Source organism: Halorubrum ruber (assembly GCF_018228765.1).
GTDB lineage: Archaea > Halobacteriota > Halobacteria > Halobacteriales > Haloferacaceae > Halorubrum > Halorubrum ruber.
In genome coordinates this window covers 1,249,879-1,262,807 of record NZ_CP073695.1, presented here as the reverse complement: position 1 = coordinate 1,262,807, position 12,929 = coordinate 1,249,879, and the positions used below count along the sequence as shown (strand labels likewise).

The window sequence follows — 12,929 nt, the reverse complement described above, 5'->3', positions numbered from 1 at the left end:
TTCAGATGTTTTACTCGCATGTTCCGTGGTACCGTTTCTCAAAACCTATACGAGAAGTGAAAGGTTTTAGTCGGCGGAGCGTGTACGGTGAGATATGTACCAAGGTTCCATCACCTCGGCGGAGGCGCACCGGCCGATCGGCTCCGAGTCGCCGCCGGGCAGTCGCTCGCCGCTGGGGACGCTCGCGTTCCTCGCGCTCGTCCTCGCACCGTTCGTCGCGCTCGCGTACCCCGTCGCGACCGTCGCGCTGTTGACCGGCACCGTCGCGCTCGCCGTCCTGTCGCGGTCCGTCCTGCGGACCCTGCGCCGCCGTAGCGGTCGCGTCCGGACGCTCACGCTCCCCGGTCTGGGGACCGTGGAGTACCGGATCACGACGAACTGACGCGACCGTACGACCGCGCGACCACACGACTGAAACGCCGTCGAACCGTTTTTCGAAAAATTCCGTCACCCTACAGTGACGCCGCGGTCGATCGCGGCGCCGTCCTGACCCTCCCGGCTCCGACTCTCCCTAAATCCCGTACGCGACGCGCTCGCCGACGTCGAGCCCGTTCGCGATCGCGGCGTGGAGCCGCCCCTCGCCCGCGACCCAGTCGCCGAGCAGGTACAGCCCCGCGTCGCGCGCCGAGTCGACGGGCCCGCGGTCGACGCCGCCCTCCGGCTGCGCGTAGCGCCACCCCTGATGGTCGGTCCAGTCGGGGTCGGCTAAGCGCTCGTCGCCGACGATCTCGGCGGCGTGGTCGGCGAGCGCGGCGACGTTCTCGGCCGGGTCGTCGTCGTAGTGCGCCGCCGACCACTCGGCGTTCGCCTGGACGACGAGCAGCGTCTCGCCGTCCGGGACGTGTCCGGCCTTACACTCCTCGCGGGAGATCCAGCCGACCGGGTGCTCCTTGTCCGTGTTGACGAGCGCGTAGTAGGGGACGTCGAGCGCGAACGGGTAGCGGAGGACCGCGGTCCAGACGCTGCGGTACTCGACCGCGCCGACCGCCTCGACGAGCGTCTCGCGGAGCGGGTCGTCCCACTCGGCGGTCCGGAGCAGCTCGGCCGTCTGCGGCGCCGGCGGGTTTAAAAGTAACACGTCGAACGGGCCGTGGGTCTCGCCGTCGGCGTCGTCGAGCTCCCAGCGAGCGTCGTCGCTCGCTCCGCCCGCGGCCTCAACTCTTCGCACCGTCTCGACCCGGGTCCGGCGGTGGACGGTCGCGTCGGTGCGGCCGAACAGGCGCTTGGCGATCTGGGTGAGCCCCCGCCGATAGCTCCACTTGTGCTCGTCCGCGTCGCGGCCGGGGGACACCTCCTCGTCGGCCTCGAAGGTGTACACCGGCTCGGTCACGTCGACGAGCCCCTCGTCGTCGAGCGTCTCGGTGATCAGTTCGACGACGCGGTCGTCGTCGCTCTTCAGGTAGTTCGCCCCGTAATCGTACGTGAGGTCGTCGTGGCGGCGGGTCGCCGCGCGCCCGCAGAGCCCCCCGGACTTCTCCAGCACGGTCACGTCCGCGTCGGGTACGGTGCCGTCGACCACGAACGCCGCCGCGGCCGCCCCCGCGCCCGCGCCGACGATGCCTACGTCAGTCACACCGATCGTTGGGGTTCGACCCACTTAACCGGTCGTCTCGCGGCCGCTGGCGACGCGCGTGGCGGCGAGTGAAAGGCCGTCAGTCGTCGGCGCCGACGACCAGCACGGGCGCGGACGCGCCCCGCTGGACTCGGGTGGGAACCGTCTCGGGGTGGACGAGCCGGTCGAGGCCCGTGCGGCGGGCCGAGCCGACCACGATCAGGTCCACGTCGTGGACGTCGGCGAAGTCGAGCACCTCCTCGTGGGGCGTGCCGTACCGGAACCGCTCCGCCACGTCGACGCCGACCGCCTCGCCCCGGGCCGCGGCGTCCTCGACGAGCGCCTCGCCGGTGCGCTCGCGTCGCTCGACGACCATGTCCCAGCCCTCGGCAGTGTCGACGACGTACAGCGCGTCGACCGTCGCGCCGTAGGCGGCGGCGACGTCCAGTCCCGCGTCGACCGCGGCGCGGCCGGCCTCGTCGTCGCCGGTGACGACGAGCACGCGATCGAAGACGGAGCCGACGCGGTCGCCGTCCGAGGCGGCGCTCTCTGCGGGCTCCGCAGCCGCGGTTGAACCATCGGGCCCTGCGGTCGCGGTCGGATCGGCGGCGTCGGCAGCATCGGTGGCGTCGGTGGAGTCGGTGTCGATTTCGGCGGACATGTGTGGGAGGCCTCGCCCGTTTGCGGAGGGCAGGTGTGTTCGCCTCACCCTTCGAGCGGACGCCATTTAACGGTTTTTGACAGTATAGACGATTATCATTATCTATACGGCCGTAATCCAGAATATATTACAATATTCCATCATTGATTCTTGCTATTTCTTCATAAACGTCCATTCAGCTGAACGGCGAATTCGAGAAACTATCGGACGCTTCGGCCCGAGACCGATCGAGGAGCGTGCCGCCGCGGCGGTGACTGCTGGCCGCTCGGTTCGGTTGACGGTGCCACTGGCTAACGAGGAGTCGTTCTCGGCTGGAGTCGTTCGCGAGTACCCCGAGTGTGGCTTGGCGCACCAGTTCTTCACAGTGGGTGCCAATACACTAACCATGACCGACGAATTCGACGTCCCAACCGAGCCGCGGGCCGCGGTCGACGCGCTGGCGACCCACTTAATTGCGACCGCAGATCGCCCGGTACCGCCAGCGACGAACCGATGGCTCGGAGAGGCCGAAGCCGTCGCCCGCGATGCCACCAGTGACGATCTTGACGCGCAAACCAGACGGAAACGGGTTCGCCAGGTTGCCACACTGCTCGAGTCGGCCGACGAAACGGACGACGCCGTCGCCGACCGTCACATCGAAGCGGCGATCGCGTGCTGTCGAGTCGTTCTCGCTACCGAGTGACGGTGATCCCGTTCGTATGGAGTAGCCCTCTCGCCACATAGTAAATTCTATTGATTAGAGAAACCAAATTAAACCTCGTAAAGTTATTCTCTTTCGTTAAAGAAACCTATATAGGTTACAAATGTGTGTTTTAGCGCACCACACTTATATTCGTAGTCTCTGAAGAATACTTTGATGAGTTCAAAACAAGACGATCTCAAGGAGACGAACACCGAGGCCCGATTCGAGTTCAAGAAGGAAGAGAAATCCGCGTTCAAAAGCGAGAAGGGTCTCACCGAGGAGACGGTCCGCGTCATCTCGGAGGACAAAGACGAACCGGAGTGGATGCTGGAGCGCCGCCTGCGCGCGCTCGAGCAGTTCCAGGAGATGCCGATGCCGACCGACTGGCCCGGCCAGCCGGACCTCTCGGAGGTCGATGTCGACGAGATCATTCCCTACATTCGGCCGGACGTCGACGTTCGTGCCGGCGTCGACGACTGGACCGAGCTCCCGGACGATATCAAGGACACGTTCGACAAGCTGGGCATCCCGGAGGCAGAGAAGAACGCGCTCTCGGGCGTCGGCGCCCAGTACGAGTCGGAAGTCGTCTACCAGAACATGCAGGAGCGCTGGGAGGAAAAGGGCGTCATCTTCTGTAACATGGATGAGGCCGTCCAGGAACACGAGGAGCTCGTCCGCGAGCACTTCATGACGAACTGCGTCCCCCCGAGCGACAACAAGTTCGCGGCGCTCCACGGCGCCATCTGGTCGGGCGGCTCGTTCGTCTACGTCCCGGAGAACACCACCGTCGACATGCCGGTGCAGGCGTACTTCCGGATGAATTCCGAGGGGATGGGCCAGTTCGAGCACACGCTCATCATCGCCGAGGAAGGCTCGGAAGTCCACTACATCGAGGGCTGTTCGGCCCCGAAGTACTCGAAGTTCAATCTTCACTGTGGCGGCGTCGAGGTGTTCGTCGGCGAGGACGCTCACGTCCAGTACTCGACCGTCCAGAACTGGTCGAAGAACACGTACAACCTCAACACCAAGCGCGCCATCGCCGAGAAGGGCGGGCGCATGGAGTGGATCTCCGGCTCGATGGGGTCGAAGGCGACGATGCTGTACCCCTCGACGATCCTGAAGGGCCGCGGCGCCTCCGACAACCACATCACCATCGCCTTCGCGGGCGAGGGCCAGGACATCGACACCGGCGCGAAGGTGTACCACAACGCGCCGAACACGAAGTCCACCGTCGAGTCGAAGTCGATCGCGAAGGACGGCGGCCGCACCAACTACCGCGGCCTCGTCCACATCGCCGACGGCGCGGAGAACTCCTCGACGGCCGTCGAGTGCGACGCGCTGATGTTCGACAACGAGTCGACATCGGACACGATGCCGTACATGGAGATCAACGAGTCGAAGGTCGACGTCGCCCACGAGGCGACCGTCGGCAAGATCGGCGACGAGGACATCTTCTACCTCCAGTCGCGCGGTCTCGACGACGACGACGCCAAGCAGATGATCGTCTCGGGCTTCATCGAGCCGATCACGGAGGAGCTGCCGATCGAGTACGCCGTTGAGCTCAATCGGCTCGTCGAACTCGAGATGGAGGGCTCGCTGGGGTAATTCGATGCCGGAGTGCGCCCACTGCGGAACACACGTCTCACAGCAGTTTGTGACCGTGTTCGGGTTAGACGGTGGTGACGTAGTTGCCTGTCCAGCATGTTCCGGTCGGGCACACATCGCAGAGACGATCGTGGATCGGTACTAGTCGGGGACCATGGAACACTGCTTTGCGTGCGAAACCGATTACGGGTACCTCGGAACGGCCCCGCACGAAGGGTTCTGTCCAGCCTGCGGCTCGACTACTGTCACCCCAGCAGGCGACCTCAGCGTCGCCGACACGACGACGTGGGAGAGTGCGAACGGGCTCTCAACGATCCACGTGACGGCGACCGACGACCGGTCGCGTCTCTTTGAATTCGTGATTGCGGCGCGGCGAGGACGAGGGAAGCTCGTCTGTCTCGCGATCGATGGGGTGACGGTACCCACCGAGACGGTGTGGTCGGTTCCATCTGCCGTCGCGACGAGAGTTACCGCGCAGGGCATCAGAATCAGCGACTCGATGCCGGCTCAAGAGCCGTGATGGAAGTATAGACGACACACGGTCGGCTGCGCCTGTTCTGCCCCGGTCACGAGAGTGAGTACGACGAGGGGCGCAGGCCGGATCTGCCCCCGGTAGAGACGCGCCGCGGCGGACCTCGACGCGCTCTGCGCGTCGCCGGCCGTCGGGAGCATTTCGGCCGCGGATCGACGAGGCAAGTACGACCCCAACGACGCGTTTTAATCGATCAGTCCGAACAGTACCGGTACGAGCGCGAGCGGCGCGACGGACCGGCCCCGCACTGCGATCGAGGCACACGACATGACACCGAACACTACCACGCGGTCGACGAACAACGATGGGTAACGACGAATCGGACGCCTCGGCCGCTGAGACTGACGAGACGAGCGATGACGGACCGACGGGAGAGACCGACGAGGGCGGGTCGGCCGGCGGAATCGACTACGCCGCGCGCGCCGCCGACACGCTCGGCTTCTCGCGGTGGTGGCAGATCGCCGCCGCGGCCGGGATGATGGCCGCGGTGAGCCCGTACCAGTACGTCTGGTCGTCCATCTCGCCGGAGCTCTCCGAGGGGCTCGACATCGCGCTGCCGGCGCTTGGCGCCGTGTTCTCGTTTTACGTGGTGTTCCAGTCGCTCTCGCAGTTCCCCGCGGGCAAGTGGCGCGACAGCCGGGGGCCGGGCGCGCTCACGTTCCTCGCCGCGATCCTCGCCGGCGGCGGATACATCGGCCTCGCGTACGCGACGAGCCTCTGGCAGCTGTACCTGTTGTACTCGCTGGGCGCGGTCGGTGTCGGCATCGTCTACACGGTCGCGGTCAACACCGCGGTCAAGTGGTTCCCGGACCGGACGGGACTGACGACCGGCGTCGGGACGATGGCGTTCGCCGCCGGGAGCGCCCTCGTCGTCCCGTACGTCCAGGCGAACGCGACCGTGTCGGCGTACAGCGACGTGCTCCGCAACATCGGGATCGGAATCTTAGTCGTCACGCTCGTCGGCTCGTTCCTCCTCCGAGATCCCCCGAAGGACTGGCTAGACCGGAAAAACGGCGACGACGAGGGCGGTGACGGCGGCAGTGACGGCAGTGGCGGCGACGGCGGTAACGGCGACGAGGACCTCGCGGCGTCGATCCGCGGTCGGAACTACTCGACGCGCGAGATGCTCTCGACGTGGCAGTTCTGGCTGCTGTACGCGATGTTCATCGCGATGGCGAGCGCCGACCTCCTCGTCATCGCGAACGTGGTCCGGTTCGCGGAGAACTTCGGGCTCGCGGCGTTGATCGCCACGCTCTCCGCGACCCTGCTGCCCGTCGCCGCGGGGGTCTCGCGGCTGATCCTCGGCGAGGCGACCGACCGATTCGACCGCAAGCGCGTGATGGCCGGGTCGTTCCTGCTGGCCGGACTGTTCCGGATCGGACTCGTCGCCGCCGGGGAGGCGGGCAACGGGGCCGTCTTCGTCGCGTTCGTCCTCGGGGCGATGTTCTTCTCCTCGCCGCTGTACGTGTTCTTCCCGTCGATGCTGGCCGACTACTACGGCGCCGCCAACTCCTCCGGCAACTACGCGGTCCTGTACACCGCGAAGGTCGGCGGCGGCGTCTTCTCCGGCGTCGTCGCCGGCTACCTCGTCGCGTCGACGGGGTGGAACGCCACCTTCGTCCTCGGCGGCGCACTCGCGGTCGCGGCGGGGCTGGCGACCTTCGTCCTCCGCCCGCCGAGCGGGTCGGGGCTGGAGACGACCGAGCCGGCCGCCGCGGACTGAGCGGGGCGGCCCGGCCTACCGACCTTCTCACCGCGTCGCCCCGGCTGTCCGCGAGCGACCAGAGCCCGACAGCGGCCCCGGCGGCGACGCGACGCGGCCTCAGGGGAGCCTTCCCACCACGGCGTGGAACGGGTCCTCGCCCGGCCGCTCGGCGATCCGGTCGGCGACCTCGAAGCCGCCCGCGTCGAGGTACCGCTCAACGAGGTCAGCCCGCTCGGCCATCGTGGCGGCCCGCCACGCGCGGACGGCCTTCGTCGGGAACATGCGGTTCGAGAAGCTCACGACGATCGTGCCGCCGGGGGCGAGGACGCGGGCGAACTCCGCGAACACGGGGCCGGGGTACTGGAGGTACTGGACCGACAGCGCACAGCAGACGACGTCGAACGAGCCGTCGTCGAACGGCAGCGACTGGTCGGCGTTGAGGTCGCTGACGACGAACTCGTCGAGACGGTCGTTGGCGGCCAGCTCGGCCTCGTTGAGCCCGTGGCCGACGACGCGGGCGTATTCGACGTCGGGTAGGTGCGACACCCAGCTGCTCATCGCGTCGAGGACGCGGTCGCCGGGCTCGGTCACCGCGGCGTACAGCTCGGTCAGCCGCGCGAGGAACGCGTCGTCCGCGTGGGTGACGAACCGCGGCTCGGCGTAGAACGTCTCGTCGGGGCGGTCGTCGCGCTTGCGGCGGTCGAGCTCCGAGAGGACGGTCGGCACGATACCGGAACGCGGGGCGCGGGACAAAAGAGCGCGTCGCCCCCACCGGACGGCTTTTCACCGCGGAGATTTTACCAGTTGGTAATGGACTCCACCACCGCCGCCGACCGCGGCCTCCACCCGGCGCCCCGCTCCGAGGTCTTTCAAAATCAGGGGAAGTTCCGCACGCGGTTCAACTTCCCCGGGCGGAATCTCCCGGACCACGACGACCACGGCTACGGACCCCTCTCGACGGTCGTCGAGTCGTTCATGGACCCCGGCACGCTGATCCGGATGCACCAGCACCGCGACGAGGAGATCGTCTCGTGGGTGCCCGCGGGCGTGATGCGCCACGACGACCGCGAGGGCAACGAGCTGGTCACCGACTCGGAACACCTGCTCGTGATGAACGCCGGGTCCGGGTTCTGGCACGCCGAGGAGACGCTCGCCGACGACCCGCCGCTCCGGATGCTCCAGATCTTCGTCCGCCCCCAAGAGATCGGCTTAGAACCCGGGATCCAGCACGGGCCGCTGCCGGACCCCGAGCCGAACGAGTGGCGCCGCGTGTTCGCGCCGGCGGGCGCCGACCACCCGTTCACTGTGCGCAACGCGGTCGACTGCTACGACGTCCGCCTCGACGCGGATGCGGGCGCGACGCTCCCCGAGATCGAGGGCCGCGACGCCTACGTGTACGTCTTCGAGGGCGCCGTCGACGTCGGCGACACCACGCTCGACGAGACGGAGAGCGTCTTGTGGACCGGCGACGGCGCCCCGCCGACCGTGAGCGCTGGGGACGAGGGCGCGACCGTCGTCGCCTTCCTCATCGACCCCGACGCGCCCGTGACGCGGCAGGGGACTATCGGGCGATAGAGGAACAGCAGGGGTGCGTGCGCCACGGCCGGATGCGATACAGTATTTAAACAACCAGGAGCGACGGCGACGATTATTTATAAACGAACTGCGGTGGCGCGCGCCTCCGAGCGCCCAGCGGGCGCGAGGAGCGCCGCGCGAGGGAGTCGGCGGTCCGGAGCGAAGCGAAGGACCGCCGACGAGGCTGGGGAGGTGTGAGGTGCGGTTGCCGTGCGGTATGGGGCGGGACTCAAAGGGGCAGTCACGAGGGCGGCGCAGGCGACGTAAGCACCGCAGGAGCGAGTGAAACGAGCGACGAGGAGCGCAACGAGCGTGCGCCGCCCTCGTGACTGGGGCTTTGGAGGTGTCCGCCACCGGTCCGCCAATACCAGTTTATAAGCAAACGCCCAAGACGTTGGAAGAACTCACCGCGGAGGCGCCGTTCGTTTATAAATGGTCAGCGGAAACCGACGATTCGATTTATAAATCCATGTCGAGTCGGAAAAGCTCAACTCCCGGCCCGACAAACCCCGACCCATGCGCACCCCGCTCGCGGCCGTCGGGCTCGTCGCGCTCGGCGTCCTCCTGATGGCGAACCCCCTGTTCCTCCCCGTCTCGGTCGGCGAGCCGAACCCCGCCTACACGCACACCGTTCAGCCGGTGGGCGAGGGGTCGGTCGCCGGCATCGAGTCGCCGGCGACCGGCGCGGCAAACGGGTCCGACGCGGAGAACGACACTAACGCCTCGGACGCGGTCGTCGCGTACGCCGACCTCGCGCCCGACGCGCGGGCGGCGTTCGACCGCGCCCGCGACGCGCCGGAAGGCGGATTCGGCGTCGAGGACCCCGACGAGCGCGTCGACTCGCTGTCGTACCCGACGGAGCCGACGCTCGGGGACGGGCTGCTGATCGTCGAGCGCGACGGCGAGCGGTACGAGTTCTGGACCCGAACCGTCGAGCGGGAACCGGGGGCCGTCGTCGCGCAGCGGGTCTTCCTCCAGCCGGTCGCGTTCCTCGTCGGCTTCCTCGCGGTCGTCGCCGGCGCCGCGGTCGGGCTTCGAGGACGGCTGGCCGGAGAGTAACGGGGAGTCCTATTCCCTGACCGTCGACGCCGGCTGGCCGGAGAGTAACGGGGAGTCCTATTCTCTGACCGTCGACGCCGGCTGGCCGACGGGCTTCGGCGCGTCGCCGGCCTCGATCGCCCGGCGGGTCGACTCGCCGATCTCGACGAGGTGACAGAGGGGGTTGCCGGGGTAGACGACGGGGTTCTCCAACAGGCCGATGAGGAGGCCGGTGAAGGGGCCTCGACCGCGACCGCGTCCTCCTTGAACGGGTTGGTGATCGTCGCGATGCGCTCGCCCTCGCGGACGAGCGACCCGCTCTCGAAGTGGGTGTCGACGATGCCGCCGGAGTCGGCGCGCAGCCACGTCTTCTCGCCCGCGCCGGCGACGATTGTGCGCCACCCGGGCCAGCGAACCGTGTCGGTCTCTAAGAGCTCGTACTCCGCGAAGACGGAGCGGACGCCCGCGAGCGCGTCGTCGATCAGCGGGCGCTGGAACCGGTGGGCCTCGCCCATCTCGATCGTGATCGTGGGGATGCCGTCGGCGGTCGCCTCGCCGCGGAGGGTGCCGCCCGGGCCGTCGCTGTCGATGATCACCTTCGAGCCGAACGCCATCGCGAGGCGGTAGACCGCCTCGTCGGTCATGTCCGCGCGGACGTGGAGCATGTTCGTCCGGCCGCGGGTGGAGGTGTGGAAGTCGAGCCCGAAGTCGCAGGGCGCGATGAAGTTCTCGTAGATGCGGTGGGCCATCCGCTTCGAGCTGGTCGATCCCTGCTTCCCGGGGAACGACCGGTTCAGGTCGCGGTCGTACACCGGGAGGTACCGCTGTTGGGCGAGGAAGCCGGGGACGTTGAGGACGGGGAGACAGACCAGCGTGCCCGCGAGCTCCGAGAGGTCCCACTCGTGAGCCACCTCGCGGACGACCTCGATCCCGTTGAGCTCGTCGCCGTGGGCGGCCGCGGTGAGGAACGCGGTGGGGCCGTCGCGCTCGCCGTTGACGATGGTGACCGGGATCCGCACCGGGTCGCCGAGGTACGTCTCGCTGATCCCGTAACGGATGTTCTGCGTGTCGCCGGGCGGCACCGCCCCGCCGTTGTACGTGAACGCCCGGTCGTCGCTCATGCCAAAGCGGAGCGCGGGGCCGGGTATATATATGGCGACCGGGCGATCGGACGTCCCGCCGGGCTGAATCGATCGGCGTTCCTTTTACCTCGGCCCCCGCAGGGAGACGTATGAGTTCGGACTCGGTTCGGGTGGGAGTGCTGTCGCTACACAACAGCAAGGAGACGAAGGCGATCTGCAACGCGGTTGAGGACCTCGGCCACGAGCCGGTGTGGCTCCGGGAGGAGAACGCCGCGGTCAGCGTCGAGGACGGCGACGTCTCCGTCGAGCCCGCGGTCGACGTGATCGCGAACCGCCTCCTCTTGTCGAACACCGACCAGCCCGCGGAGCTACTGGGGCTGGCGACGACGTTCGAGCGCATCCGGCCGATGCTGAACGAGCCGGATGCCGTCCTCGCGTCGATCCACAAGTTCGCGACGGCCGCGACGCTCGCGGACTGGAACATCCGCGTGCCGGACGCGCTGCTGGCGCTGTCGAACGACCGCCTCAACGAGGGGCGCGAGCGGTTCGGCGACGTGGGCGTGTACAAGACCGCGATCGGGACCCACGGCGGCGGGACGTGGAAGGTCGACCTCACGGAGCGGGTGAACCCGAAGGTGGGGAACCGGCAGGCGTTCCTCCAGCAGCTGATCGACCGCGACGACGAGAAGCACCGCGACCTGCGGGTGTACGTCGTCGGCGACGAGATCGTCGGCTCGATGTACCGCTACGCGCCGGAGGGCGACTGGCGCACGAACGTCGCGCTCGGCGGCGCTGTCGAGGACGCGACCGACGACATGCCCCAGGAGGCCGCCGACACCGCCCTCTACGCGGCCGAGGTGATGGGGCTCGACTACGCCGGCGTCGACCTCGTCGAGGGGTACGACGGCTGGTACGTCCTCGAAGTGAACCCCACCGCCGGCTTCAAAGGGCTCTTCGAGGCGACCGGCACGAGCCCCGCCCCGCACATCGCGCGGCTCGCGATCGAGACGGTCGGCGGCGAGGTGGACGACGACGCGGTCGAGCGCGTCGCCGCCAGTCTCGACGACTCGCGGCCCTCCTGCGCACCGGCGCCGAAACCGAGCTCGACCGAGCAGCCCGACATCGGCTACATCGAGGAGGTCGTCGTCACCGGCACCTCCGGCTCGACGCAGGCGCTCGCGAAGTCTGACACGGGCGCGACCCGGACGAGCATCGACACCCAGCTCGCCGCCGAGATCGGCGCCGGCCCGATCAAGAGCATGACGCGCGTCAAGTCGGGCAGCGTGAAGGGCGGGAAGGCCCGTCCCGTGGTCGACCTCGTCATCGGCATCGGCGGCAACCAGCACACCGTCACCGCGAGCGTCGAGGACCGCGGGCACATGGAGTACCCGCTCCTCCTCGGCCGCGACATCCTCACCGACTACCGGGTCGACGTGCGTCGGCGCGCCGACACCGACGAGACCGAACGCGACGAGGCGGGCGAGATCCTCGAAGAAGAGGAAGAGTAGACGGAGACGCGGTCGACGAGACGGGAGCAGTCGCGGTGGCGCGTGCCTGCGAGCGGCCGGAGCGAAGCGGAGGCCGCGAGTCAGCCCGCGCGAGGGAGTCGGTGGTCCGGAGCGAAGCGGAGGACCACCGACGAGGCTGGGGAGGCGTGAGGTGCGGTCGCTGTGCGGGGCGGGGCGGGATTCGAAGGGGCAGCCGCGAGGCGGGCGCAGACGACGTAAGCACCGCAGGGAGCGAGCGAAGCGAGCGACTGAGGAGCGCAACGAGTGTGCGCCCGCCTCGCGGCTGGGGCTTCGGCGGTGTTCGCCGTTGATCAGTAGCCGCGTACGTATGGCCGAGCAACTGGGGATTTGAGGGCGGTCACCAGCGATCAGCGGGCACCGTTCTACGACTCGTACTCTGCCCAGATGTACCGCGTGCCGTAGCTCCGGTAGGGGCGCCACGTCTCGCCGATCTCGCGCATCTCCGCCCGGCTCAGCTCCGCGCCGTCGTTGTAGGCCTGCTCGATCCCCTTCCGCACCGCGAGGTCGCCGAGTGGGAGCACGTCCTCGCGGCCGAGCGCGAAGATGAGGTACATCCGGGCGGTCCACTCGCCCACCCCACGAATCTCGGTGAGCCGGTCGACGACCTCGTCGTCGCTCACGCCCGCCAGCCCCGCCCGGGTGAAGTCGCGCTCGTCGTCGCGGAACGCGGTCGCGACGTTGCGCAGGTAGTCGACCTTCGTGCCGCTGAGCCCGGCCTCGCGCAGCGCCGCCTCGTCGGCCGCGAGGACGCGGTCGGGCGTCGGCTCGCCGCCCAGCACGTCCAGGAACCGCTCGCGGATCGCGTTCGCGGAGGCGGTCGAGAGCTGCTGGTTCACGATCGAGGTACAGAGCCGACCGAACTCGTCGGCGGCGGGCTCGACCGAGAGCCGTCCGTGCCGGTCGATCAGCGCCGCCATCGTCGGGTCCTCGCGAAGCGCTTCGGCGACCGGATCGGACGCGTCCGCGGC

12 protein-coding genes and 1 pseudogene are annotated in these 12,929 nt (G+C 68.2%); 8 read left to right on the top strand and 5 right to left on the bottom strand.

Annotated features, from left to right (window positions below; translation table 11 throughout):
- The first annotated feature begins 94 nt into the window (after positions 1-94).
- On the top strand, positions 95-382 hold the full coding sequence (locus J7656_RS06280; protein ID WP_017344441.1) for a hypothetical protein: 288 nt from the start codon (positions 95-97) through the stop codon (positions 380-382).
- Positions 383-511: 129 nt separating this feature from the next.
- On the opposite strand, the gene J7656_RS06275 is transcribed toward J7656_RS06280, so the two are convergent.
- Positions 512-1,573 carry an NAD(P)/FAD-dependent oxidoreductase gene (locus tag J7656_RS06275; RefSeq protein ID WP_017344440.1) on the bottom strand — a complete coding sequence of 354 codons (1,062 nt, stop codon included), beginning with the start codon at positions 1,571-1,573 and terminating at the stop codon, positions 512-514.
- Positions 1,574-1,652: 79 nt separating this feature from the next.
- Complete coding sequence (locus J7656_RS06270; protein WP_017344439.1) at positions 1,653-2,213, bottom strand: universal stress protein; 561 nt, start codon at positions 2,211-2,213, stop codon at positions 1,653-1,655.
- A 385-nt stretch (positions 2,214-2,598) separates the two neighbouring features.
- Between J7656_RS06270 and J7656_RS06265 the strand changes: the two genes are divergently transcribed.
- The 4 genes from J7656_RS06265 (at position 2,599) to J7656_RS06255 (ending at position 6,755) form a co-directional block, all read left to right on the top strand.
- Positions 2,599-2,895, top strand: coding sequence for a DUF8152 family protein (locus J7656_RS06265; RefSeq protein ID WP_017344438.1), 297 nt, complete (start codon positions 2,599-2,601; stop codon positions 2,893-2,895).
- 174 nt (positions 2,896-3,069) lie between these two features.
- Entirely contained in the window at positions 3,070-4,500 is a 1,431-nt protein-coding gene (gene sufB / locus J7656_RS06260; RefSeq protein ID WP_017344437.1) for a Fe-S cluster assembly protein SufB, read from the top strand.
- A 4-nt stretch (positions 4,501-4,504) separates the two neighbouring features.
- Entirely contained in the window at positions 4,505-4,645 is a 141-nt protein-coding gene (locus tag J7656_RS15260) for a DUF7563 family protein (protein ID WP_044965907.1), read from the top strand.
- 691 nt (positions 4,646-5,336) lie between these two features.
- A complete protein-coding gene (locus tag J7656_RS06255) occupies positions 5,337-6,755 on the top strand; it encodes an OFA family MFS transporter (RefSeq protein WP_017344435.1) in 1,419 nt (472 codons plus the stop codon).
- Positions 6,756-6,854: 99 nt separating this feature from the next.
- Here the strand turns inward: J7656_RS06255 and J7656_RS06250 are convergent, their stop codons facing one another.
- Positions 6,855-7,463, bottom strand: coding sequence for a class I SAM-dependent methyltransferase (locus J7656_RS06250; protein WP_211554403.1), 609 nt, complete (start codon positions 7,461-7,463; stop codon positions 6,855-6,857).
- A gap of 84 nt (positions 7,464-7,547) precedes the next feature.
- Between J7656_RS06250 and J7656_RS06245 the strand changes: the two genes are divergently transcribed.
- Both J7656_RS06245 and J7656_RS06240 read left to right on the top strand, forming a co-directional pair.
- A complete protein-coding gene (locus J7656_RS06245) occupies positions 7,548-8,312 on the top strand; it encodes a pirin family protein (protein WP_211554401.1) in 765 nt (254 codons plus the stop codon).
- A gap of 516 nt (positions 8,313-8,828) precedes the next feature.
- The gene (locus J7656_RS06240; RefSeq protein WP_017344432.1) at positions 8,829-9,371 is read left to right on the top strand and encodes a DUF7979 domain-containing protein; all 543 of its coding nucleotides are present in this window, start codon (positions 8,829-8,831) and stop codon (positions 9,369-9,371) included.
- A gap of 57 nt (positions 9,372-9,428) precedes the next feature.
- Here J7656_RS06240 and J7656_RS06235 read toward each other — a convergent pair.
- Positions 9,429-10,471, bottom strand: a pseudogene (locus J7656_RS06235) (succinylglutamate desuccinylase/aspartoacylase family protein).
- Positions 10,472-10,581: 110 nt separating this feature from the next.
- Here J7656_RS06235 and J7656_RS06230 point away from each other — a divergent pair.
- A complete protein-coding gene (locus tag J7656_RS06230; protein ID WP_211554399.1) occupies positions 10,582-11,940 on the top strand; it encodes a putative ATP-dependent zinc protease in 1,359 nt (452 codons plus the stop codon).
- Between the two features lie 383 nt (positions 11,941-12,323).
- On the opposite strand, the gene J7656_RS06225 is transcribed toward J7656_RS06230, so the two are convergent.
- Positions 12,324-12,878 (bottom strand): DNA-3-methyladenine glycosylase family protein, encoded by a 555-nt coding sequence (locus J7656_RS06225; protein WP_211554553.1) that lies wholly within the window; start codon positions 12,876-12,878, stop codon positions 12,324-12,326.
- Positions 12,879-12,929 lie beyond the last annotated feature (51 nt).

Bases quoted from the DNA above. Each gene is read 5' to 3' on its own strand.
- J7656_RS06280 (WP_017344441.1), top strand. From the start codon at position 95: ATGTACCAAGGTTCCATCACCTCGGCGGAGGCGCACCGGCCGATCGGC.
- J7656_RS06270 (WP_017344439.1), bottom strand. From the start codon at position 2,213: ATGTCCGCCGAAATCGACACCGACTCCACCGACGCCACCGATGCTGCC.
- J7656_RS06265 (WP_017344438.1), top strand. From the start codon at position 2,599: ATGACCGACGAATTCGACGTCCCAACCGAGCCGCGGGCCGCGGTCGAC.
- sufB (WP_017344437.1), top strand. From the start codon at position 3,070: ATGAGTTCAAAACAAGACGATCTCAAGGAGACGAACACCGAGGCCCGA.
- J7656_RS15260 (WP_044965907.1), top strand. From the start codon at position 4,505: ATGCCGGAGTGCGCCCACTGCGGAACACACGTCTCACAGCAGTTTGTG.
- J7656_RS06255 (WP_017344435.1), top strand. From the start codon at position 5,337: ATGGGTAACGACGAATCGGACGCCTCGGCCGCTGAGACTGACGAGACG.
- J7656_RS06245 (WP_211554401.1), top strand. From the start codon at position 7,548: ATGGACTCCACCACCGCCGCCGACCGCGGCCTCCACCCGGCGCCCCGC.
- J7656_RS06240 (WP_017344432.1), top strand. From the start codon at position 8,829: ATGCGCACCCCGCTCGCGGCCGTCGGGCTCGTCGCGCTCGGCGTCCTC.
- J7656_RS06230 (WP_211554399.1), top strand. From the start codon at position 10,582: ATGAGTTCGGACTCGGTTCGGGTGGGAGTGCTGTCGCTACACAACAGC.
- J7656_RS06225 (WP_211554553.1), bottom strand. From the start codon at position 12,878: ATGGCGGCGCTGATCGACCGGCACGGACGGCTCTCGGTCGAGCCCGCC.